Origin of the sequence: Pseudomonas sp. NPDC088890 (genome assembly GCF_044900155.1) — a bacterium.
Lineage (GTDB): Bacteria > Pseudomonadota > Gammaproteobacteria > Pseudomonadales > Pseudomonadaceae > Aquipseudomonas > Aquipseudomonas urmiensis.
In genome coordinates, this window is the sequence record NZ_JBJDNG010000013.1 from 1 (window position 1) to 23213 (window position 23213).

21 protein-coding genes and 2 pseudogenes are annotated in these 23213 nt (G+C 62.3%); 16 read left to right on the forward strand and 7 right to left on the reverse strand.

Annotation, left to right across the window (positions count from 1 at the left end):
- Positions 1–195 precede the first annotated feature (195 nt).
- Both ACI2JX_RS21725 and ACI2JX_RS21730 read right to left on the reverse strand, forming a co-directional pair.
- Positions 196–1689 carry a CoA-acylating methylmalonate-semialdehyde dehydrogenase gene (locus ACI2JX_RS21725; RefSeq protein WP_186555485.1) on the reverse strand — a complete coding sequence of 498 codons (1494 nt, stop codon included), beginning with the start codon at positions 1687–1689 and terminating at the stop codon, positions 196–198.
- A gap of 69 nt (positions 1690–1758) precedes the next feature.
- Entirely contained in the window at positions 1759–3105 is a 1347-nt protein-coding gene (locus ACI2JX_RS21730) for an aspartate aminotransferase family protein (protein WP_404690961.1), read from the reverse strand.
- 118 nt (positions 3106–3223) lie between these two features.
- Here ACI2JX_RS21730 and ACI2JX_RS21735 point away from each other — a divergent pair, with 118 nt between their 5' ends.
- The 6 genes from ACI2JX_RS21735 to ACI2JX_RS21760 all read left to right on the forward strand — a co-directional run bounded on the left by ACI2JX_RS21735 (position 3224) and on the right by ACI2JX_RS21760 (position 9069).
- Positions 3224–4141, forward strand: a complete 918-nt coding sequence (locus ACI2JX_RS21735; protein WP_264235609.1) for a LysR family transcriptional regulator — start codon at positions 3224–3226, stop codon at positions 4139–4141.
- A gap of 70 nt (positions 4142–4211) precedes the next feature.
- Positions 4212–4874, forward strand: coding sequence for a TetR/AcrR family transcriptional regulator (locus ACI2JX_RS21740; protein WP_186555488.1), 663 nt, complete (start codon positions 4212–4214; stop codon positions 4872–4874).
- A gap of 9 nt (positions 4875–4883) precedes the next feature.
- On the forward strand, positions 4884–5468 hold the full coding sequence (locus ACI2JX_RS21745) for an IMPACT family protein (RefSeq protein ID WP_404690962.1): 585 nt from the start codon (positions 4884–4886) through the stop codon (positions 5466–5468).
- A gap of 407 nt (positions 5469–5875) precedes the next feature.
- Positions 5876–6562: an SDR family oxidoreductase gene (locus ACI2JX_RS21750; RefSeq protein WP_404690963.1), complete on the forward strand. Its 687-nt coding sequence runs from the start codon at positions 5876–5878 to the stop codon at positions 6560–6562.
- A 120-nt stretch (positions 6563–6682) separates the two neighbouring features.
- Positions 6683–8038 carry an 8-oxoguanine deaminase gene (locus ACI2JX_RS21755; RefSeq protein ID WP_264235606.1) on the forward strand — a complete coding sequence of 452 codons (1356 nt, stop codon included), beginning with the start codon at positions 6683–6685 and terminating at the stop codon, positions 8036–8038.
- An 83-nt stretch (positions 8039–8121) separates the two neighbouring features.
- Entirely contained in the window at positions 8122–9069 is a 948-nt protein-coding gene (locus tag ACI2JX_RS21760) for an adenosine deaminase (protein WP_404690964.1), read from the forward strand.
- A 29-nt stretch (positions 9070–9098) separates the two neighbouring features.
- Here ACI2JX_RS21760 and ACI2JX_RS21765 read toward each other — a convergent pair whose 3' ends face one another.
- Positions 9099–9815 carry a helix-turn-helix transcriptional regulator gene (locus ACI2JX_RS21765; RefSeq protein WP_264235603.1) on the reverse strand — a complete coding sequence of 239 codons (717 nt, stop codon included), beginning with the start codon at positions 9813–9815 and terminating at the stop codon, positions 9099–9101.
- Positions 9816–10416: 601 nt separating this feature from the next.
- Between ACI2JX_RS21765 and ACI2JX_RS21770 the strand changes: the two genes are divergently transcribed.
- Complete coding sequence (locus ACI2JX_RS21770; RefSeq protein WP_264235601.1) at positions 10417–10614, forward strand: hypothetical protein; 198 nt, start codon at positions 10417–10419, stop codon at positions 10612–10614.
- On the opposite strand, the gene ACI2JX_RS21775 is transcribed toward ACI2JX_RS21770, so the two are convergent.
- Positions 10565–11746, reverse strand: coding sequence for a multidrug effflux MFS transporter (locus ACI2JX_RS21775; protein ID WP_264235600.1), 1182 nt, complete (start codon positions 11744–11746; stop codon positions 10565–10567). The two genes, ACI2JX_RS21770 and ACI2JX_RS21775, sit on opposite strands and share 50 nt — an antisense overlap.
- 106 nt (positions 11747–11852) lie before the next feature.
- Positions 11853–12050 carry a heavy-metal-associated domain-containing protein gene (locus tag ACI2JX_RS21780; protein ID WP_264235599.1) on the reverse strand — a complete coding sequence of 66 codons (198 nt, stop codon included), beginning with the start codon at positions 12048–12050 and terminating at the stop codon, positions 11853–11855.
- Between the two features lie 146 nt (positions 12051–12196).
- On the opposite strand from ACI2JX_RS21780, the gene ACI2JX_RS21785 reads away from it, so the two are divergent.
- The 5 genes and pseudogenes from ACI2JX_RS21785 to ACI2JX_RS21805 form a co-directional block, all read left to right on the forward strand.
- Positions 12197–12583 (forward strand): hypothetical protein, encoded by a 387-nt coding sequence (locus tag ACI2JX_RS21785; protein WP_186555495.1) that lies wholly within the window; start codon positions 12197–12199, stop codon positions 12581–12583.
- Positions 12584–12636: 53 nt separating this feature from the next.
- A complete protein-coding gene (locus tag ACI2JX_RS21790) occupies positions 12637–15036 on the forward strand; it encodes a heavy metal translocating P-type ATPase (RefSeq protein WP_404690965.1) in 2400 nt (799 codons plus the stop codon).
- Positions 15033–15437, forward strand: a complete 405-nt coding sequence (cueR, locus tag ACI2JX_RS21795; RefSeq protein ID WP_186555497.1) for a Cu(I)-responsive transcriptional regulator — start codon at positions 15033–15035, stop codon at positions 15435–15437. The genes ACI2JX_RS21790 and cueR overlap by 4 nt, the downstream gene beginning before the upstream one ends.
- Positions 15438–15791: 354 nt before the next feature.
- Positions 15792–16724, forward strand: a pseudogene (locus tag ACI2JX_RS21800) (cache domain-containing protein); the annotation flags it as partial.
- A gap of 261 nt (positions 16725–16985) precedes the next feature.
- A pseudogene (locus ACI2JX_RS21805) lies at positions 16986–17582 on the forward strand (methyl-accepting chemotaxis protein); the annotation flags it as partial.
- A gap of 3 nt (positions 17583–17585) precedes the next feature.
- On the opposite strand, the gene ACI2JX_RS21810 reads toward ACI2JX_RS21805, so the two are convergent.
- Positions 17586–18374 (reverse strand): helix-turn-helix transcriptional regulator, encoded by a 789-nt coding sequence (locus ACI2JX_RS21810; protein ID WP_264235592.1) that lies wholly within the window; start codon positions 18372–18374, stop codon positions 17586–17588.
- A gap of 88 nt (positions 18375–18462) precedes the next feature.
- Positions 18463–19740 (reverse strand): acetyl-CoA C-acetyltransferase, encoded by a 1278-nt coding sequence (locus ACI2JX_RS21815; protein WP_264235591.1) that lies wholly within the window; start codon positions 19738–19740, stop codon positions 18463–18465.
- 118 nt (positions 19741–19858) lie between these two features.
- Here ACI2JX_RS21815 and ACI2JX_RS21820 point away from each other — a divergent pair, with 118 nt between their 5' ends.
- From ACI2JX_RS21820 to ACI2JX_RS21835, 4 genes are all read left to right on the forward strand, one after another.
- Complete coding sequence (locus tag ACI2JX_RS21820; RefSeq protein WP_186555501.1) at positions 19859–21211, forward strand: 3-oxoacyl-ACP reductase; 1353 nt, start codon at positions 19859–19861, stop codon at positions 21209–21211.
- A gap of 2 nt (positions 21212–21213) precedes the next feature.
- Positions 21214–22065 (forward strand): MaoC family dehydratase, encoded by an 852-nt coding sequence (locus tag ACI2JX_RS21825; RefSeq protein ID WP_368972791.1) that lies wholly within the window; start codon positions 21214–21216, stop codon positions 22063–22065.
- Between the two features lie 74 nt (positions 22066–22139).
- Positions 22140–22445, forward strand: coding sequence for a MazG-like family protein (locus ACI2JX_RS21830; RefSeq protein ID WP_186555503.1), 306 nt, complete (start codon positions 22140–22142; stop codon positions 22443–22445).
- Positions 22442–23191: a methyltransferase gene (locus tag ACI2JX_RS21835; RefSeq protein ID WP_368972792.1), complete on the forward strand. Its 750-nt coding sequence runs from the start codon at positions 22442–22444 to the stop codon at positions 23189–23191. The genes ACI2JX_RS21830 and ACI2JX_RS21835 overlap by 4 nt, the downstream gene beginning before the upstream one ends.
- Positions 23192–23213 lie beyond the last annotated feature (22 nt).

Consider the following 23213-nt stretch of genomic DNA (forward strand, 5'->3'; position numbering starts at 1 on the left):
CGCATTATAAGGGGATCTGAGAGGCCGTCAACCCTTAATTTCAATAAACCGTAATATTGTTGAAATTAGGGTCAGAATCGCGGGGCGAGCCCGCTCCCACAGGTGCAGCAGGGCTCAACAGAGAGCGGCAATGCAGTTAAAGCGCTAAAAGCAAAGCGGGGAGGCCTTCGGCCTCCCCGCTTCTGCCCACCTCTGTTAGAGGCTAGGGAAAGCGAACTGCGAGGCTTCATGGCTCTTGCGCTGTGGCCAGCGCTGAGTGATCGCCTTGCGACGGGTATAGAAGCGCACGCCATCCGGGCCGTAGGCATGCAGGTCGCCGAACAGCGAACGCTTCCAACCCCCGAAGCTGTGATAGGCCACCGGTACCGGCAGCGGCACGTTGACGCCAACCATACCCACTTCGATCTCGTCGCAGAACAGCCGCGCGGCCTCGCCATCACGGGTAAAGATGCAGGTGCCGTTGCCATACTCGTGATCGTTGATCAACTGCATGGCCTGCTCCAGGCTGTTGACGCGAACCACACACAGCACCGGGCCGAAGATCTCTTCTTTATAGATGCGCATTTCAGGCGTGACGTTGTCGAACAGCGTCCCCCCTACAAAGTAGCCATCTTCATTTCCCGAAACCCGGTAGCCACGACCATCGACCACCAGCTTGGCACCGGCGGCAACGCCGTCATCTATATAGCCAACCACTTTGTCACGTGCAGCGGCGGTCACCAGTGGGCCCATGTCTAAGCCACAAGAGGTGCCGGCACCGATCTTCAGCGCCTTGATCTGCGGTTCGAGCTTGGCGATTAGCGCATCAGCGGCCTGGTCACCCACGCACACCGCAACCGAAATAGCCATGCAACGCTCGCCACAGGAACCGTACGCAGCGCCCATCAGTGCACTGACGGCGTTGTCCAGGTCGGCGTCTGGCATCACCACGGCGTGGTTCTTGGCGCCGCCCAAGGCCTGCACGCGCTTGCCGCGCTTGGTGCCTTCGGCATAGATGTACTCGGCAATCGGGGTCGAACCGACGAAACTCAGGGCTTTCACCTCTGGTGCCTCGATCAGCGCATCGACCGCTTCCTTGTCGCCATGCACCACATTGAGGATGCCTTTAGGCAGGCCAGCCTCAAGCAGCAGCTGGGCGATGTACAGGGTCGAACTTGGATCGCGCTCCGATGGCTTGAGGATGAAGGCGTTACCGCAAGCGATCGCCAGCGGGTACATCCACAGCGGAACCATGGCCGGGAAGTTGAACGGGGTAATCCCGGCAACCACACCCAGCGGCTGGAAATCAGACCAGGCATCGATGTTCGGGCCGACGTTGCGGCTGTACTCGCCCTTGAGCACTTCAGGTGCCGCGCAGGCGAACTCGACGTTCTCAATGCCACGCTTGAGCTCACCCGCAGCGTCCTCGAGGGTCTTGCCGTGCTCTTCGCTGATCATCTGCGAGATCTTTTCCTCGTTCTGCTCAAGCAGTTGCTTGAAACGGAACATCACCTGGGCGCGTTTGGCCGGCGGCGTATTACGCCAGGCCGGGAACGCCGCCTTGGCCGAATCGATAGCCTCTTGCACGGTAGCCCGGCTGGCCAACTCGACCTTGCGCACGGCCTGGCCGGTGGAAGGATTGAAAACATCGGCGGTGCGCTCGCCCTTGGTAACCAGCTCGCCATTGATCAGGTGCTGAACGATGCTCATGCATAACTCCAGAAACAAGAAAGATGAAACAGGCGCGGCTGTGCGCGCCTGCCGTCGAAGTCGAAAGGATCAGTCGATCTGGTTCAGGGTCTCGCCCACCGCGTCGAACAAACGATCGAGCTCTTGCGGCTGGGTGTTGAAGGTCGGCCCGAACTGCAGGGTGTCACCGCCGTAGCGGACATAGAAGCCTTTCTGCCACAGCTTCATCGCCACTTCATATGGACGGACAATGGCATCGCCATCGCGTGCGGCGATCTGGATCGCACCGGCCAGGCCGTAGTTACGGATGTCGACGATATTCTTGCTGCCCTTGACGCCGTGCAGCAGCTTCTCGAAGTGCGGTGCCAGCTCGGCGGCCGACTGCACCAGGTTTTCCTTCTGCAACAGGTCCAGCGCGGCAATGCCGGCAGCGCATGCCACCGGGTGCGCGGAATAGGTGTAGCCATGGGGGAATTCCACGGCGTATTCCGGGGTCGGCTGGTTCATGAAGGTCTGGTAGATCTCGCTGGTCGCGATCACCGCGCCCATCGGAATCGCACCGTTGGTGACCTGCTTGGCGATGCACATCAAGTCCGGAGTCACACCGAATGCTTCAGCACCCGTCATGGCGCCCATGCGACCGAAACCGGTGATCACTTCGTCAAAGATCAGCAGGATGTTGTGCTGCGTGCAGATCTCGCGCAGCCGCTTCAGATAGCCCTTCGGTGGCGGCAGTACGCCGGCCGAGCCTGCCAGCGGCTCGACGATCACGGCAGCGATGTTCGAGGCGTCATGCAGCTCGATCAGCTTGAGCATCTCGTCGGCCAGGGCAATACCGCCCTCTTCCGGCAAACCCTTGGAGTAGGCGTTGACCGGCAGCACGGTGTGCGGCAGGTGATCGACATCCAGCAACTGGCCGAACATCTTGCGGTTGCCATTGACGCCGCCCAGGCTGGTGCCGGCGATGTTCACCCCGTGATAGCCACGGGCACGGCCAATGATCTTGGTCTTGGTCGCCTGCCCCTTGAGGCGCCAGTAGGCACGCACCATCTTCAGCGCGGTGTCGGCGCATTCGGAACCCGAGTTGGTGAAGAACACATGGTTCAGATCACCCGGGGTCAGCTCGGTAATTTTTTCTGCCAGCTGGAACGACAGCGGGTGGCCGAACTGAAACGCCGGCGAGTAGTCCAGCACGCCGACCTGGCGGGCGACTGCCTCGGTGATTTCCTTGCGAGTATGCCCGGCGCCGCAGGTCCACAGACCAGACAGGGCGTCGAAGATCTTGCGGCCCTTGTCGTCGACCAGGTAGCTGCCTTCGGCGGCCACGATCAACCTGGGGTCGCGCTGGAAGTTACGGTTGGCGGTGTACGGCATCCAGTGGGCGTCCAGCTTGAGCTGGCTGGCGATACCGGAAGGCGCGGTTTCGGGCATGTTCATCGGCGGTTCCTCGGAAGACGATTAGGCAACGATGTGTGTTGTTGCAGCTAACTTGTCACGCGGATAAAGTCTAGAAAAGCCAACATTTCTAATCTTAAGTTAGCAGCGGACTAAACTAATGAGCCGACGCCCCGATCCCCTCGCCCAGGTCAGTGATTTCGACATCCGCCTGTTGAAGATCTACCGCAGCGTGGTCGAGTGCGGCGGTTTCTCGGCAGCAGAGAATGTCCTGGGCATCGGCCGCTCGGCGATCAGCCAGCAAATGAGCGATCTTGAGCAGCGCCTCGGCCTGCGCCTGTGCCAGCGCGGTCGCGCCGGGTTCTCGCTGACCGAGGAAGGCCGCGATGTCTACCATTCGGCCCTGCAACTGCTCAGCGCCATCGAAACCTTCCGCACCGAGGTCAATGGCCTGCACCAGCATCTGCGCGGTGAACTGAACATCGGCCTCACCGACAACCTGGTGACCCTGCCGCACATGCGCATTACCCATGCCTTGGCCGAACTCAAGGACCGCGGGCCGGACGTGCGTATCCAGATTCGCATGATCGCCCCGAGCCAGGTCGAACAAGGCGTGCTCGATGGCAGCCTGCATGTCGGCGTGGTGCCGCAGACCAGTCCGCTGTCAGGCCTGGAATACCAACCGCTGTATAGTGAGCGTTCGCTGCTGTACTGCGCGGTGGGCCACCCACTGTTCTACGCCGAAGACCAGAAGATCGACGACGAGCGCTTGAATAGTCAGGATGCCATCGCCCCAACCTTCCGCCTGCCAGCCGACATCCAGGCGCATTATCAGGCCTTGCACTGCACGGCGAGTGCCTCGGACCGCGAAGGCATGGCGTTTCTGATCCTGACCGGGCGCTTTATTGGCTACCTGCCCGACCACTACGCCAGCTTCTGGGTCCAGCAGGGGCGCCTGCGGGCACTCAAACCGTCCCAACGCCACTACGAATTGAGCCTGAGTTGGGTAACGCGTAAAGGGCGCCGGCCAAATCTTGTATTGGAAAGTTTCCTGGAAAGCCTGGCGGCGACACGCTAATGCTTGTCACTTCGGCCCAGGCAGGTAATCTGTCGGACATCCGTTTACTCCGACTGGCACGGAATCGTCCATGACCCTAGAAGTCCCTGCGCATCGCCTCTCCGCCTCGGGCAAGCCCGCTGGCCGCATTCGCCAGAAGAACGAACAGGCCATCATCCAGGCCGCCGAAGACGAGTTCGCCCGCCACGGCTTCAAGGGCACCAGCATGAACACCATCGCCTTGAAAGCCGGCTTGCCCAAGGCCAACCTGCATTATTACTTCACCAACAAGCTGGGCCTGTACATCGCGGTTTTGAGCAACATCATCGAATTGTGGGACAGCACCTTCAACGCCCTGAGCGTCGATGACGATCCAGGCCCGGCATTGAGCCAATACATCCGCACCAAGATGGAGTTCTCGCGCCGCAACCCTCAGGCCTCGCGAATCTTCGCGATGGAAGTGATCAGCGGCGGCGAATGCCTGAGCGAGTACTTCAGCGCCGACTACCGTGAGTGGTTCCGCGGCCGCGCCGCCGTGTTCCAAGCCTGGATCGACGCCGGCAAGATGGACCCGGTCGACCCGGTGCACCTGATCTTCCTGCTGTGGGGCAGTACCCAGCACTATGCCGACTTCTCCACGCAGATCTGCCAGGTTACCGGCCGAAGCCGCCTGACCAAGCAAGACATGGAAGATGCCAGCAACAACCTTATCCACATCATTCTTAAAGGCTGCGGCATTCACTCGCCTGCCTGACCCGGACTTATGCCTTCTACCCTGCTCGAGCTTTGCGAGTTTCGTGAAGAGATCCGCAAGAGCCGTTTCATCACCCTCGCCGGCCCGATCAGCAGCGCCGCCGAGGCGATGAGCTTCATCGAACGCCACAGTGATCTGGCCGCGACTCATAACTGTTGGGCCTGGAAGCTGGGTGACCAATACCGCAGCAGCGACGACGGCGAACCCGGCGGCACCGCTGGCCGCCCCATACTCGCGGCCATCGAAGCCCAGGATTGCGATCAGGTGGTGGTGTTGGTGATTCGTTGGTACGGCGGCATTCAACTGGGTACCGGCGGCCTGGCCCGAGCTTATGGCGGCGGGGCGAACAAATGCCTGCAACAGGCGCCCAAACGCTTGTTGGTGCAGCGCAGCGAGTATCGCTGCAGCTGCAGCTTCAGCGAACTTGCGCTACTCAAGTTGCGCTTGGCCGAAGTCGACGGGCTGGTACTCGATGAGCAGTTCACCGCCAATGGCGTAGATTTGCAGCTGGCGGTGGGCGCAGCGCATCTTGATGCACTGCAACGCCAGCTGGCCGACCTCAGTCGTGGACGGATCCTGCTGCAACCCTGCTGAAGCGTTTGCCCACAGCTATTGTGGGCCTGCCTGTGGATAAGCTTGGGGCACTCTCGTGCAAGCCACGAATCACAAGGCATCCGAGCCATTGAGCATATTTTGATCACATTTTCATGACGGTCATGCAAATGACCATATTTCAGTTAGTTATCCCCAATCAGCAGGGATTTCAGCTCGCTAGGCCCCACTAATTCACAGGCTTGGGCTTGCACACAAATACTGTGGAGGAGCCTGTGGATAACCCGTGAACCATCTGGCTTGGAGCTGACGCCGTAAGCTTCCCGGCCAACTGTACATTTTTTAATCAGCCGTGCATCGGGAACAGCGACTGGGCAATGCGCAGCAGCTACGCTGCGAATTCCGGTAACGGCCGCTAACACGCCCCCCTTTTGTGAAGGAGTATCGAAATGCCTGCAAACAAGACAGCCTTGATCATCGGCGCCTCGCGTGGCCTGGGCCTGGGTCTGGTGCAGCGCCTGCACGAAGATGGCTGGAACATCATCGCTACCGTGCGCGATGCGCAAAACCCCGGCGAGCTGGGCACTATTGCCGGGGTACAGATCGAAACCCTGGAAATGAACGACACCGAGCAGTTGGATGCACTGCAACAGCGCCTGCATGGCCAGGTGCTGGATCTGTTGTTCGTCAATGCCGGTGTGATGGGACCGTTGCCGCAGGATCTGGAAGCGGTAAACAGCCAGCAGATTGGCGATCTGTTCATGACCAACGCCGTGGCGCCGATCAGGGTCGCCCGGCGCCTGGCTGACCAGTTGCGCGAAGGCCATGGCGTGCTGGCCTTCATGAGCTCGATCCTCGGCAGCGTAACCATTCCCGATGGCGGCGAGATCCCTCTGTACAAAGCCAGCAAGGCCGCGCTGAACTCGATGATCAACAGCTTCGCGGTCGAGCTGCAGCGCCCCGACCTCAGCGTGCTGGCCATGCACCCAGGTTGGGTGAAGACTGCCATGGGCGGCGAAAACGCCGAGATCGACGTGCTCACCAGCACCCGCGGCATGCTTGAGCAGATCAAGGCGCAAAGCGGTAATGGTGGCCTGCGCTTCATCAACTACAAAGGCGAAGCCCTCATCTGGTGAATTGAAAGCCGGCGGGCGAGGCAGTAGACTCGATGCCTCGCCCCCGCGGCGAACCTGGATCAGCAGACAGGGCAAAACTGAGCTGGCTTACCTGAACCCACTTTCAGAGGAGCCGGCACCATGCCTGCGACCCGTACCTGGTTGAAATCCCCCCTTGCCATCTTCACTGCCAACGACGCCGACGCACGCGGCGGACTGGTCATCGAAGACGGCCGCATCACTCAACTTCTAGCCCTCGGCGAGAGCCCCAGCGCGCCCTGCGATCAGGTTTTCGATGCCCGCGAGCACGTCATCCTGCCCGGCCTAATCAACACCCATCACCACTTCTACCAGACCCTGACCCGCGCCTGGGCGCCGGTGGTCAACCAACCCCTGTTCCCCTGGCTGAAGACCCTGTACCCAGTGTGGGCGCGGCTGACCCCGGCCAAGCTGGAGCTGGCCAGCCAGGTCGCCTTGGCCGAATTGCTGCTGTCGGGCTGCACCACTGCGGCTGATCACCATTACCTATTCCCTCAGGGCCTGGACAACGCCATCGACGTACAGGTCGAGGCAGTGCGCAAACTGGGCATGCGCGCCATGCTCACGCGCGGCTCGATGAGCCTGGGTGAGGACGATGGCGGCCTGCCACCGCAACAGACGGTGCAACAGGGCGAAGTGATCCTGGCCGACAGCCAGCGACTTATCCACAGCTACCATGAGCGCGGCGATGGCGCGCAGATCCAGATCGCCCTGGCGCCCTGCTCGCCGTTCTCGGTCACTCCAGAAATCATGCGCGCCAGCGCCGTACTTGCCGAAGAACTGGACGTGCGCTTGCATACCCACCTGGCCGAAACCCTCGACGAAGAGGACTTCTGCCTGCAACGTTTTGGCCTGCGTACTGTGGATTACCTCGACAGCGTCGGCTGGCTGGGCCCGCGTACCTGGCTGGCTCATGGCATTCATTTCAACCCCGATGAAATCGCCCGCCTGGGCGCCGCCGGTACTGGCATTTGCCATTGCCCAAGTTCCAACATGCGCCTGGCATCCGGCATCTGCCCGACTGTCGACCTGGAAACCGCCGGAGCCCCAGTCGGCCTGGGGGTAGATGGCTCGGCCTCGAACGATGCCTCGAACATGATCCTTGAAGCGCGCCAGGCCCTGTACTTGCAGCGCTTGCGCTATGGCGCCGAACAGATCACCCCTGAGCGTGCACTGGGCTGGGCCACGCGCGGTTCGGCACGTCTGCTCGGACGCAGCGATATTGGCCAGCTGGCAGTAGGCAAGCAGGCCGACCTGGCCTTGTTCAAGCTCGACGAACTGCGCTTCTCCGGCAGCCACGACCCACTGTCGGCGCTGCTACTGTGCGGCGCCGACCGCGCCGATCGGGTCATGGTTGGCGGCAATTGGCGGGTGATCGATGGGCAAATCGAAGGCTTGGATGTGCAAGGCCTGATCGCCAATCACCGACAGGCAGCGGCGCAACTGATCGCCGGTTGATGCTCTAGGGCCAGGCTGGGCGCATTGCGCGGCCTGGCCCTGTAGAATGACCGCCAACCGTTCCTGATTCGAGATTTGCATACATGTACGACTGGCTAAACGCCTTGCCCAAGGCGGAACTGCACATGCACCTGGAGGGCTCGCTGGAGCCTGAGCTGCTGTTCGCCCTGGCCGCACGCAACAAGATCGCCCTGCCGTGGGCAGATGTGGAAACCCTGCGCAGCGCATACGCGTTCAACAACCTGCAGGAATTTCTCGACCTGTACTACCAGGGCGCTGATGTCCTGCGTACCGAGCAAGATTTCTACGACCTGACCTGGGCCTACCTGCAACGCTGCAAAGCGCAGAACGTTATCCACACCGAGCCGTTCTTCGACCCGCAGACCCACACTGACCGAGGCATCCCGTTCGAAGTAGTCTTGACCGGCATTCGCCAGGCCCTCAAGGATGGCCATGAGCAACTGGGCATCAGCAGCGGCCTGATCCTGAGTTTCTTGCGCCACCTCAGTGAAGAAGAAGCACAAAAGACCCTCGACCAGGCGCTGCCGTTTCGCGATGCCTTTATTGCCGTTGGCCTGGACAGCTCGGAAAAGGGCCATCCACCGAGCAAGTTCCAGCGCGTCTTCGACCGCGCCCGCAGCGAAGGCTTCGTGGCGGTCGCCCACGCTGGCGAAGAAGGCCCTCCTGAGTACATCTGGGAAGCCCTGGATCTGCTGAAGATCAAGCGCATCGACCATGGCGTACGCGCCATCGAGGACGAACGCCTGATGCAGCGCATCATCGATGAGCAGATCCCGCTGACCGTCTGCCCGCTGTCCAACACCAAGCTCTGCGTGTTCGACCACATGAGCCAACACAACATCCTCGACATGCTCGAGCGCGGCGTGAAAGTCACGGTCAACTCAGATGACCCGGCCTACTTTGGCGGCTATGTCACCGAAAACTTCCATGCGCTTCACACCCACCTGGGCATGACCGAAGACCAAGCCCGCCGCCTGGCTCAGAACAGCCTGGATGCCCGGCTGATCTGACTTATCCGCGACAGCGCATTGCAGGCGGCCTAACCGACCTGCAATGTGGGCTGCAGCCGAGCGATACGGTTGATCTGCTGAATCCCTAATGGGGATATCTGCAGTGCCCTGGAGCCTTCCTGTTCCTGTATCCAGCCCGATTGTAGGAACAACTTCAGCAGTGCCTGCCCTAGGCTGCCGCCTAAATGAGGCCCTTGGTCACTCCATTCATTGCAGTGGCACACGGTACAACTGCCCTGCTGTCGCTGCGCCAACGCTTCGATGTAGACGCCAAGGGCCGCCAGTTGCACGCGCCCTTCCTGACTAACCCGCAGTTGCTGGTCGTGTCCTTCCAACCAGCCGGAAGCGATCAACCGCTCGAGCAACTCTGCGGCCAACTCACCACCCATATGACTTGAGCAACGTCTCGCCCGGCGCATCGACAGCGGTACCTGCAAGGGTTTGAACTGGCTGTTGCGCAACCGAAGATCATCCAGCCGCAGGCTGGCCAGAGCTTCAACCGCGGCCCCCACTTCCGGTGTGGCCAAGCGGAAAAATCGTTTGCGACCACGCGCCTCGTGCTTCAACAAGCCAGCCGACGACAGCAAGGTAAGGTGCGCACAGGCTGATGAGGAGGTGACGCCGATCATCGACGCCAGTTCATCGGCAGGACGCGGCAAACCGTCGATCAGCGCCCACAACATGGCGCTGCGCTTGGGGTCGGCCATCAGGCCGGCAATCTGGCTGATACTACTCACTGCACTCATATCCCTGTAACTCCCTGGAAGATCACGTCTGATGGCGATGGCCAACCACGACAGCGCGGTTAACGCACCTGCCAAGGGCGCGCATCCAGAGGCTGTAGGCCAAATTTGGCGACGCTCACGCATGAGTAGCCAAGGCCCAGATGAGCCAAAGCAGTGCCGTTCCCTGGCGGGGAAGTATCTCTCGCTGCCGTTAGAGGCCGCAGCCAGTATAAGCCGCGTGCAGGCCTGCACATTTACCTGCAATCGGCGGCCAATAGCCGAAAATGGGTTGGGTATAGCGCCCCATAACAAGGCGCCGATCAGGAACATTACGGCTAGCCAGTGACTCGACTTGGCTAATACATCCATCAAATCAACGGCGTAGCTAGATTAGCCGGCGCTCATGTCAGAAAACTCTGAAGACTGTACTGACAAGCAACTTCCCCAATTACAGCGCATAAATGAGATGCATCCCTTCGACCTCAGGGCTGCCCCAACTGGACATGCTCGATCGTAGAAGCTACGGCCACGACCGCCAGTCAGGACACCGCCTAGAAGTCATGGCGAGGCCGAGCAGCAGCGCTAAACTTGAGCCGCTCTCGATCTCTGGAGGTATGCCGCGATGAAAATTGTCGTCAGTGCGTCGAACCGTCAGCCCAATTGCCCCTGGCAAGTCCGGCTCGATCAGCATGTGGTGAGTTTTCGCAGTGAGGCTGAGGCGCGCGCGTTTGTCGCCACGCTGGAAGCGCGCCTGCAGGCGCCCCACTCGTTTACACCCGATGTTTGGCCTGCAAGCGCCGAGTCATCATCGCGACACTGACCACCAGCGCGCCGCACAGGCTGATAACCAGCGCCATCGGCACCGCACTGCCATCGTGCAGCAAGCTGACCAACGCTGCCGCGCCTGCGGCCACGCTGAACTGCAGGCAGCCCATCAACGCCGAGGCACTGCCGGCACGTGCGCCCTGACCACTCATGGCACAGGCCGAAGCGTTGGGGATGATGCAGCCCAGGCTGGCGATACAGACGAACAATGGCACCAACAGCGGCCAAAGCTGTGCGGGACGCAACGCCGCTACGCCCAGCAACAGCAACCCCGCCGCCAGATACAGCCAGACCGCCCGTGCCAGCAAGAATGCCGGACCACGTTTGGCCAGCAGCCGCGCATTGACCTGTGCCATCAGGATGAAGCCGGCAGCGTTGGTGCCGAACAGCCATCCGTAATGCTCAGGCGGCACGCCATACAACTTGATGAACACGAAGGGCGAGCCGGCGATGTAGGCAAACATGCCGGCAATGGCGGTGCCCCCGGTCAGCGCATGGCCGATGAAGACCCGATCCCGCAACAGACGCCAGTATTGGCGAAATGCGCCTGAGAGTGGCTGGCGTGGCATACCCGCCGGGAAGCTCTCCGGCAGCCCCAAGCTCACGGCCAACAGGCATGCGGCACTGAACAGGCTCAAAGCAAGGAAGATCGATTGCCACCCGGCCAGGTTGACCAGCACCCCACCCAGCATTGGCGCAAGAATCGGCGCCAAGCCCATGACCAACATCAGTTGCGAGAACACCTTGGCCGAAGCTACCGCATCACATTTGTCGCTGACGATCGCCCGCGACAACACCATGCCGGCGCAACCGCCCAAGGCCTGGACGAAGCGCGCGACGATCAAGGTATCCAGATTCGGTGCATAGGCGCAGGCCAACGAGGCCAAGGTAAATAAGGTCACGCCAAACAACAGTGGCTTGCGCCGGCCAAAGCGATCAGCCACCGGGCCATAGGCCAGTTGTCCAATGGACAAGCCCAGGAAATAGGCCGCTAACGTGGTCTGGATATGTTGTTCGTCAGTCGCAAAAGCCTGCGCCATGGCCGGAAAGGCGGGCAGGTAGAAGTCAATCGCCAACGGCCCGAACGCACTGAGGGCGCCCAGGATCAGCACAAAACGCAGGTTCATCAGGAATCCATAGCTGGCTAAGCAAGTGCCTTAGTCTACCTGCACTACACCTCACCAGCATGAAAACCTTTGTAACAATAACGACCGTCCCTGGCCCTCTCAGGCTTCAGACAACTTCCGCCGGATAGCCTTCATCGCGGATCGCCGCAAGAATCTGCTCAACCCCAACCTGGCTTTGCACACGCACCTGTTTGGCGGCCAAATCGACTTCTACCTTGGCCGCTGCATCCTGCCCCTGCACCGCCGCTGTCACTGCCTTTACACAGTGGCCACAGGTCATGCCTTGCACATTGAATACTTGCATCGGGTCTGTCTCCTCATGGGTTTTTCGCAGTTTCAAGCTTGCCATCGGGACAAGGTCAAGTAGCCCGTGAATCAACCGGACTGGAAATCCGCGCGCAGCTCGGCCAAGCTGCGCCTTTGACGATTTTGCCAAGCAGGAGATTCACCATGATCAAGGCAGCATTGGGCCTTGTCGGACTAATGGGTGCACTGGCCGCCGTGCCCCAGGCCAGCGCCCAAGGCAACTCGGACTACAGCGTGCTGATCATTTCTCGAGAGCGCCTGGAAGTGGCCACCACCTGCGAAATCGGCGTCTACCTCAATGACCAACTGTCCGGACGTCTGTTCCAAGAACAATCGACCTCGTTCAACCTGCCGCCAGGGCCTGTGGATATCCGCCTGCGCCTATTGCCGGGTCAGGCACCGGGCTGCGCGCCGGGGCTGGAAAATCAGCACAGCCAGCGCCTGACCCTGCACGCCGGGCAGATCAGTAAATACCGCATTGCCATGGACCACAGTGGCCTGCATTTGAACAAGGCCAGTTTGGACTATTGACCTTGACCGTGTGGCAAGGTTGATGCTGAGGGCCTGTCCAAGGAGGAGAGCCCATGTCTGCATCCACCATCTTCGACCTGCCGATCTCCGGCATGACCTGTGCCAGCTGCGCCGGCCGAGTCGAGCGCGCCCTGCGCAAGGTCACCGGCGCCGAGCAGGTCAGCGTCAACCTCGCCACTGAACAGGCCCGGGTCCAGGCCCCGGCCGACAGCCTCCCTGAGTTGGTCGATGCCGTGCGTCAGGCCGGCTACGGCGTGCCCACCCGCAGCGTCGAGCTGCAGATCGGCGGCATGACCTGCGCCAGCTGCGCTGGCCGCGTCGAACGGGCCCTGGGTAAAGTGCCGGGGGTCGAGCAGATCAGCGTCAACCTGGCCAGCGAACGCGCGCATATCGAAGTGCTCAAGGCAGTCGACGACAGTGTGCTGATCGGCGCAGTCGAGCAGGCCGGCTACAGCGCCGCGCTGCCCCAAGCCGCCCGTGATGACCAGGCCGAAGCGCAGCGGCGCTTGCGCAAAGAACGCCTGGCAGTCGGCGCAGCCCTGATACTGGCGCTGCCGCTGGTGCTGCCGATGATCGTCCAGCCATTCGGCCTGCACTGGATGCTGCCGGCCTGGGCGCAGTTCCTGCTCGCCACGCCGGTGCAGTTCATCCTCGGCGCTCGCTTCTACGTGGCCGCCTGGAAAGCAGTACGAGCCGGCGCCGGTAACATGGACCTATTGGTCGCGCTGGGCACCAGTGCCGGTTATGGCCTAAGCCTGTATGAATGGGCCAGGGCCGAAGCGGGCGTCGCGCCACACCTGTATTTCGAAGCCTCGGCGGTGGTCATCGCCCTGGTATTGCTCGGCAAGTACCTGGAAAGCCGCGCCAAACGTCAGACCGCTAGCGCCATTCGTGCACTTGAAGCGCTACGGCCGGATCGTGCGCTGAGGGTGGTCGATGGCCGTGAGGAAGACGTGGCCATCAGCCAATTGCGCCTGGACGACCTAGTCCTGGTCAAGCCGGGTGAACGCTTCCCAGTCGATGGCCAAGTGCTCGAAGGCAGCAGCCACGCCGACGAAGCGTTGATCAGCGGCGAAAGCCTGCCCGTGCCCAAGCAGCCCGGCGACCACGTCACCGGCGGCGCCATCAACGGCGAAGGCCGGCTGTTGGTGCGGACCCTGGCCCTGGGCACGGAAACCGTACTGGCGCGCATCATTCGCCTGGTCGAAGATGCCCAGGCGGCCAAGGCGCCGATCCAGAAGCTGGTCGATCGGGTCAGCCAGGTGTTCGTCCCGGCAGTACTGGTGATCGCCCTGTTCACCCTGCTCGGCTGGTGGTGGGCCGGCGCACCGATCGAAACCGCGTTGATCAACGCTGTCGCCGTACTGGTCATTGCTTGCCCTTGCGCACTCGGCTTGGCCACTCCGGCAGCGATCATGGCCGGCACCGGTGTCGCTGCCCGGCACGGCATCCTGATCAAGGACGCCGAGGCGCTGGAACGCGCCCACGCCGTCAACCGGGTGGTGTTCGACAAGACTGGCACACTCACCTCCGGCAGCCCGCGCATCGTCCATAGCCAGGCTGCGGTGGGTGACAACGCCGACCTGCTGCGCCTGGCCGGTGCCCTGCAGCGCGGCAGCGAGCATCCGCTGGCCAAGGCGGTGCTCGATGCCTGCAGCGAGCAGGACCTGATGGTGCCGCAAGTCAGCGACAGCCAGTCGCTGACCGGGCGTGGGATCGCCGGTCACGTGGAACATCGCCAACTGGCGCTGGGTAACCGCCGTCTGCTCGATGAAAGCGGGCTGCACGCGGGCGACCTGGCCAGCAAGGCGCAGGCCTGGGAGGCCGAAGGCCGCACCCTGTCGTGGCTCATCGAACAGGCCCCTAAACCCCAGGTGCTGGGGCTGTTCGCCTTCGGCGACAGCCTCAAGCCCGGCGCCGAATACGCCATTCGCGCCTTGCATGGCAAAGGTATCAGCAGCCACTTGCTGACCGGCGACAACCGCGGCAGTGCCAAGGTGGTCGCCGAGGCACTGGGCATCGATGATGTGCACGCTGAAGTGCTGCCAGCCGACAAAGCCGCCACGGTCGGCCAGCTCAAACGCGACGGCGTGGTCGCGATGGTCGGCGATGGCATCAACGACGCCCCGGCCCTGGCCGCCGCCGATATCGGCATTGCCATGGGCGGTGGCACCGATGTGGCCATGCACGCGGCGGGCATCACCCTGATGCGCGGCGACCCACGGCTGGTGCCAGCGGCGCTGGAAATCAGCCGCAAGACCTACGCGAAAATCCGTCAGAATCTGTTCTGGGCCTTCATCTACAACCTGATCGGCATTCCGCTGGCTGCCTTTGGTCTGCTCAATCCGGTACTGGCCGGCGCGGCCATGGCGCTGTCGAGTGTCAGCGTAGTGAGCAATGCCCTGTGGCTGAAGACCTGGAAACCTAGCGACGACCAGCAGGAGGCACCATGAACATCGGCCAGGCAGCCCGCCGCAGTGGGCTGAGTACCAAGATGATTCGCTACTACGAGTCGATTGGCTTGCTCAAGCCGGCTCAGCGCAGCGACAGTGGTTATCGGCTGTACCAGCAAGAAGATTTGCACAGCCTGGCCTTCATCAAACGCTCCCGCGACTTGGGGTTTTCGCTCGATGAGGTGGCGAAACTGCTCACCCTGTGGCAGGACCGGCAACGTGCCAGCGCCGACGTCAAGGCGCTGGCCACCGAGCATATCCAGGCCCTGAACCAGCGGATCGAAGAGTTGGTGAGCCTGCGCGATACCTTGAGCGAGCTGGTCGCCCACTGCCAGGGCGACGACCGGCCGGACTGTCCGATCCTCAAGGATCTGGCCAATGGCAAAAGCTGTTGCCACTGACGTGTAAAAAAGGGGTCGCTTCGCGGCCCCAGCACCGCAGCCTGATTTTGGTATGCCATATTAGCCCTGACACGACCGAATAGTCACCAAACCCGCCCTCGCCCAATAAATACGGGCTTTTTTCTACAACAATCCCGAATCCTGCCGATGCCCTAGTACCTGCCTCATGCATCGACAAGAAAAATTCCGGGAGCGTGGATGAACATCAAGCAAAAACTGACCTGGGCCTTTGCCGTTATCGCCGGCTTGCCCATCGTCCTCGTGGCCACCCTGGTGGTCCTCAACCTGCGCGGTGAAGCCCGTGACGATTTTCTCGACAACAGCAGCCGAGAGATTCGTCAGGTCAGCAACGCGATGAACATCTTCTTCCAGGGCATCACCCAAAACGTCGAGTATCTCGCCGCGCAGCCGTTGATCGCCGCGGCAGACGGCAACGTGAAAAAGCACCTCGCCGCCGACGCTGCGCAAATTGCGCCCAATGACCAGGACAAGACGCTGTTCGACTTCTTCAGCCGCCTGGCCAAGAGTCACCCCGACTACGCCTATGTCTCCTATGGCCTGGCAGACGGCGGCTACGCCTTCTGGCCTGGCGATCCGAAAATGGCCAACTACGACCCACGCACCCGCCCGTGGTACCAGACCGCCATGGCCAACCCCGGCAAGACCCTGCGTACCGCGCCCTACTACTGGGCCGGCGATGATGCCGTGCTGGTCAGCACCGTACGCGCGGTGGCCAACCAATTGGGTAACCCAGGCGGTGTAGTCAACATCGACGTATCGCTCAAAGGCCTGACCGAAATCGTCAAGCAGATCAAGCTAGGCGAAAGCGGCTACCTGATCCTGATGGAAAACAGCGGCAACGTGATGGTCGACCCGCGTGACGCCAGCCACAATTTCAAGCAGCTGGCGAGCTTTGGCGATGGCTATGTCGACTTGGCCAAGGCAGGCAAAGGCCTGGTCGAAGTGACGCTTAACGGTGAGCGCTACATGGCCAACGTCTACCCTGACGAGCAACTGGGCTGGACCTTCATCGGTCTGATCCAGCAAGACGAAGTGATGCAAACCACCACCCGCCTGACCTGGCTGATCGGCATCATCGCCCTGGTGCTGGCCGCGGTGTTCGCCATCGTCGGCGCTGCATTCGCCAAGCTCATCGTGCGCCCGATCAACAGCGTCACCAGCGGCCTGGAAGACATCGCCCAGGGCGAAGGCGACCTGACCCGCAGCCTGGAAATCCGCGGCCGTGATGAAACCGCGCAACTGGCCAGCTGGTTCAACCAGTTCCTCGGCGCCATCCGCAGCCTGATCCAGCACATTGGCTCGGCCGCCGGCAAGATCCTTAGTACCTCGAGCCGCTCGACCCAGGTGTCGGCCGATATGTCCGAAGCCGCCGGACGTCAGCGCGAAGCGGTGGATATGGTCTCGACTGCTTTCCACGAAATGGTTGCCACCGCCAACGAAGTGGCCCGCTCGTGCAGCCAGGCCGCACAATCGGCCGACAGCGGCCAGCAGCAAGCCCGTGAAGGCCAGCAGCAGATCGACGCCGCCGTGCAAAGCGTCGACCGTCTGAGCCAGGAAATCGAGCAATCGGCGCAGTCGATCCAGCAACTGGAACGCGACAGCAATGCCATCCAGTCGATCCTCGGCACCATCCGTTCGATCGCCGAGCAGACCAACCTGCTCGCCCTCAACGCGGCCATCGAAGCTGCCCGCGCCGGCGAGCAAGGCCGTGGTTTTGCCGTGGTCGCCGATGAAGTCCGGGCCCTGGCCAAGCGCACTGCCGACTCCACCGCCGAGATCGACGGCCTGCTCGGCAACCTGGCCAGCCGCACCGCTGAAGTCGCCCAGCAGATGCACGCCAGCCTGGATGTCTCGCAGCAGTCGGTCAGTCGCATTGGCCTGGCCCGCGACAGCTTCGGCCAGATCCGCGAATCGGTGGACATCATCCGCGACATGAACACCCAGATCGCCACTGCCGCCGAAGAGCAACACCAGGTCGCCGAAGACATCAATCGCCATATCAGCCAGATCCACGGGGATGCGCAGCTGGTAGCAGAGCTTGCCCATGCGGCGCGCCAGGACTCCGAAAGCCTGGCCGGCCTGTCCAACGAGCTCGATACCCTGGTGCGGCGTTTCCGCACCTAGGCGCTACAGCCGCAGCTCTCCGGGGGTGAAACCGAAGAGCTGCTTGAATGCGGCGATATAGGCTGAAGTTGAGTCATAACCACAGCCCAGCGCCGCTTCAGTGACGTTCTCGCCCGACTCCAGCAAGGCCAGCGACGACAGCAGGCGCATGCGTTGGCGCCAGCTGCGAAAACTCAGGCCCGTTTCACGCTGGAACAGGCGCATCAGGGTCTTTTCCGAGCAACCCAGCTCCAGCGCCCATTGCTGCAGGGTCTGCGGCAGGTCGGGCGCGGCAATCAGCCCGTTGCACAGCTTCAGCAGCCCGGGATGACGCGGCAGCGGCAAGGAAAACCCCACCTCCGGCAGCGCTTGCAGCTGGTCAAGCAGCACGGCCACCAAACGCGCCTCGGCGCTGTCGCCTTCCGGGTATTCCACCGGCAACAGGCAAAACTGCTTGATCAGCTCACGCGCCAGGGGGGTTACCTCAAGCACTCGGCAATGATCTGGCGCCCATGGGCAAGCGTCGCGCCGCACGTACAGGCTGCGCATTTCGGCCTGCATCGAGCTGGCAACGTCATGCTCGGTATCAGCAGGGATCCACACGCCCCACTGCGGCGGCGCGAAATAGCTGCCGTCGCTGGTGTAAATGCCGAGCACGCCGCTGATCGCGTAGGAAAACTGCACCCAGTCGTGGCGATGGCGGGTGGTCCAAGAGCCTGCGCCGAGGCTTTCGGCGCGGGCATAGACTGGCCTGGGTAACTGCTCCAGATTCGGAATGGGACGGGGCGCAGAAAGTTGTCCGATGCTCGGCATGACCTAATCTTGTAGTTGTGATCAGACAAGCGTATCAGGTTTGCCAGGGTGTCAGCCCCGGCCTCATCGCGGGGCAAGCCGCCGCCTCTCAACGCTCCACGATCGCCGTAACCCCTTGCCCACCCGCTGCACAAATTGAAATAAGCCCGCGCCCCTTGCCCGCGCTAGCCAGCAGCTTGGCCATATTGGCCAATACCCGCCCGCCAGTAGCGGCAAACGGATGCCCGGCTGCCAGCGAACTGCCCTTCACATTGAGTTTGCTGCGGTCGATCGAGCCCAGCGGCGCAGCCAGCCCCAGCCGCGTGCGGCAGAACGCTTCATCTTCCCAAGCCTTGAGGGTACACAGCACCTGCGCGGCAAATGCCTCATGGATTTCGTAATAGTCAAAGTCCTGCAGGCTCAGGCCATTGCGCGCCAGCAGGCGTGGCACCGCATACGCTGGGGCCATCAGCAGCCCCTCCTGGCCTTTGACGAAATCCACGGCCGCGGTCTCGCCATCGACCAGATAGGCCAGCACCGACAACCCCTGCTGCTCGGCCCACTGCTCGCTACCGAGCAATACCAGCGAAGCACCATCTGTCAGCGGCGTCGAGTTGCCTGGCGTCAGCGTGCCCAGACCGCTGCGATCGAACGACGGCTTGAGCTTGGCCAACTGTTCCAGCGTGAGATCCGTGCGCAGGTTGTTATCCCGGCTCAGGCCCGAGTAAGGGGTGAGCAGGTCATCGTGCCAGCCCTCGGCAAAGGACGCGGCCAGGTTCTGGTGGCTGAGCAAAGCCAACTCATCCTGCGCCGCCCGCTCGATCTGCCAGGTCTGCGCCATACGCTCGCAATGCTCGCCCATCGACAGCCCGGTACGCGGCTCGCCGTTGCGCGGCAATTCAGGTTTCAGGTGTCCTGGTCGCAACTTTAAAAACGGTTTGAGCCGCTCGCCCAGGCTCTTGCCGCGGTTGGCCTGCAGCAAGATACGCCGCAAGCCTTCGTTAACCCCGATTGGCGCATCGGAGGTGGTGTCCACGCCGCCTGCGATGCCGCTGTCGATCTGCCCCAAGGCGATCTTGTTAGCCACCAGCAAGGCGGCCTCCAGACCGGTGCCACAGGCCTGCTGGATGTCATAGGCAGGGGTTTGCGCGGACAAGCGCGAGCCTAGCACGCACTCGCGGGACAGGTTCATGTCCCGCGAGGCTTTGAGCACAGCGCCTGCGACCACTTCGCCCAAACGCAGGCCATGCAGGCGGTAGCGCTCGATCAGGCCTTCGAGGGCGGCAGTCAGCATCGCCTGGTTACTGGCGTTGGCATAGGCGCCGTTGGAACGGGCGAAGGGAATTCGGTTGCCACCCAGGATCGCGACCCGGCGAGGTGAACGCATGTGTAGGTTCCTCCTGAAACAATTTGATCCGTACAGCCTAGGTCTTTTTAAAGCATTCGAACGACCGTTACATAAACTTGGTCCACACTTGCATGCTTGCCTTCAGGGAGACCCGCACATGAGTGATCGCTATCTCGGCTTTGCCAACTCCAACCTCGGCCGCCGCCTGGTCGACGCTCTGGGCCTGCCGCACCCGGCACCGCTGGAGCGCTGGCAGGCAGGCCGGCTGCGCCCGGTAGAGGGCGCCCTGGTGCTGGGCGGCGGGCCTTTGGCGAACCAGCTTGAAGCCATTGCGCCGCGCCTGACCGATGAGCTCTACAGCTTTGCCGGCAACGACTTGCAAGCACCGGCCTGGGTCGCAGGGCTTGGACCGAAGCTCAAGGCGGTGGTGTTCGATGCCAGTCACTTGTCCGACAGCGACCAGCTCAGCCAGTTGCGAGAATTTTTCCAGCCGCTGCTGCGCAGCCTGGCCCCCTGCGCCCACGTGGTGATTCTTGGTCGCGCCCCCGAGCGCATCGATGACCCGCTGGCCAGCGTCGCCCAACGCGCGTTGGAAGGTTTCAGCCGCTCATTGGGCAAAGAGCTGCGCAATGGCGCCACCGCGCAGCTGTTGTATGTCAGCCCGCAGGCTGAGGATCAACTCGAAGGCGCCCTGCGTTTCTTCCTTTCGCCTAAAAGCGCGTTTGTTTCCGGCCAGGTGCTGCGCTTGGAAGCCTGCGCCAGCCAGGTCCAGGACTGGACCCGACCACTGGCGGGACGGCGGGCGCTGGTGACCGGTGCCGCTCGCGGCATCGGCGCCTCTATCGCCGAAACCCTGGCCCGAGATGGCGCCGATGTGGTGCTGCTCGACGTTCCCCAGGCGCAGAAGGACCTTGATGGCCTCGCCGCCCGCTTGGGCGGCCGGGCACTGGCGCTGGATATCTGCGCCAATGATGCCGCTGCACAATTGATCAAAGCCCTGCCCGACGGCATCGACATCGTTGTGCACAACGCCGGCATCACCCGCGACAAAACCCTGGCCAACATGACGCCCGAATATTGGGACGCAGTCATGGCAGTCAATCTCAAGGCGCCGCAGGTTCTGACTCAGGCACTGTTTGACGCAGGTACTCTGGGCGAGCAGGCTCGCATCACCCTGCTGGCTTCGGTCAGCGGCATCGCCGGCAATCGTGGCCAGGCCAACTATGCGGCGAGCAAGGCCGGCCTGATCGGCTTCGCCCAGGCGTGGGCGCCAAAGCTGGCTGAGCGCGGCGCCAGCATCAACGCCGTGGCCCCAGGTTTTATCGAGACGCACATGACCGCCGCCATGCCCATGGGCTTGCGCGAGGCTGGCAGGCGTCTGAGCTCGCTGGGCCAGGGAGGTCGCCCACAGGATGTCGCCGAGGCAATCGCCTGGCTTAGCCAACCCGGCTCCGGTGCCGTCAATGGCCAGGTCCTGCGGGTGTGTGGCCAGGCCTTGATGGGAGCCTGACCATGACACGCCAATGGCACGACCTGCACAGCCCCGACTCTAGCGCCAGCCTCTACCTGCGCGCCGCCAGCAAGCGCAAGATCAGCGGCGCCAGCCTCCCCGAGCAAGGCCTGCGCTGCTTCCTGCGCGTCAATCCCGAGCATGTGGCGGCGTATCGACGGCTTTGTCATTTCGCCGACGACGGCCGCCTGCCCGGCACTTATCCCCATGTCATGGCATTCACCCTGCAACTGCAGTTGCTCACCGGCCGTGACTTCCCCTTCCCGCTCCTCGGCCTGGTTCACCTGCACAACAGCATTCAGGTCCTGCGCCCGCTGGGCGGCATCGATGGGCTGCGCTTTGCGGTATATGCCGACAACCTGCAAGCGCATGCCAAAGGCGGCACCTTCGACCTGATCACCGAAGCGGAAGACGGCCTCGGCCTGCTCTGGCGCGAGACCAGCCGCATGCTGGTGCGAGGTTTGAAGCTGGACGGCGGGGCCAGCGAAGACGTCGAGGTCGAGCCCGGCAACTTGGCCGAAGCCACCCGCTGGTACGCCGACAGCGACATTGGCCGGCGCTACGCCAAGGTCTGTGGCGACTACAACCCGATTCACCTCAGCGCACCCAGCGCACGGCTGTTTGGTTTTCCCAAAGCGATTGCCCATGGCATGTGGAGCAAGGCCATGAGCCTGGCCGCCTTGGGTGGGCATCTGCCGCGTGCAGGGTTTGAGTTCGCCGTCGACTTCCGCAAACCGGTGCGCTTACCGTCGGAAGTGATCCTCAGCGCCAGTCCTGCCGGGCCTGAAGGCGAGCTGCGCCTGGACGGGCATGGCGAGTTGCTGCACATGGTCGGCCACTGGCGTTCGCTCTGAGTGTTGCCGCGCTTGTAGTTCACTTGCTTTACGCCGGGGCTCGTCCGAAGCTATGCGCCATGAGGAGAGCCCCGATGAACTTGCAAGAACTGACAGAACGCCTGCACCAGATCCGCGACAATAACGATTGGCGGGGTTTTCACAGCCCGAAGAACCTGGCCATGGCGGCCAGCGTGGAAATGGCCGAGCTGGTGGAGATCTTCCAATGGCTGAGCGAGGACCAGTCGCGCCAGCTGCCGCCGGAACAACTCGCCCATGCCGGCCAGGAAGTCGGCGACATCGTCCTTTACCTGTTGCTGCTGTGCAGTGAGCTGGGCCTGGACATGGAGCAGGTGGTACGCGCCAAGCTGGCCGACAGCGAAAGGCGTTTCGCCGTATGAACGACCGTCACTTCGATCAACTGGCGACCCGCTTCGCCGAGAAAATCTACGGCGGCGCCAAAGGCGCGATTCGCCTCGCGGTGCTCCAGGCAGACCTCGCTGAAACCTTGCCGGATCGTCCACTGCGCATTCTCGATATCGGCGCGGGCCTTGGCCACATGGCCTTGTGGCTGGCCCAGCGCGGCCATCAGCTGACCCTCGCCGAGCCGGCCGCGCCCATGCTCGACGGTGCCCGAGCGCGGTTTGCCGAAGCCGGCCAGCAAGCGACCTTCATTCAAGCGCCCTGGCAGGATTTGCTCGGCCAACTGACCGAGCCCTACGACCTGGTGCTGTGCCACGCCGTACTGGAGTGGCTCGCCGAGCCCGAGAGCATCCTGCCGGTCCTGCATCAGTTGACCGCGTCAGGCGGCTGGCTGTCACTGGCGTTCTACAACCGCGATGCGCTGGTGTATCGCAATCTGCTCAAGGGCCATTTCCGCAAGTTACGCAGCAATCACCTGGCGGGTGAGAAGCAGAGCCTGACCCCGCAAAAACCGCTTGATCCGCGTGAACTCAAGGCGCAACTTGAACCCATGTGGACGGTCGAAAGCGAAAGTGGGGTGAGGGTGTTCCACGACTACATGCCCAAGGAGTTCCAGGCCAAAGCCGAGCTGCTCGACCTGTTGGAAATGGAACTGGCCCACCGCCGTCATCCAAGCTTCGCCGGGCTGGGCCGCTACCTGCATTGGATCTGCCGACCACGTTGACCCCGCCCGCCGGGAGGACTAC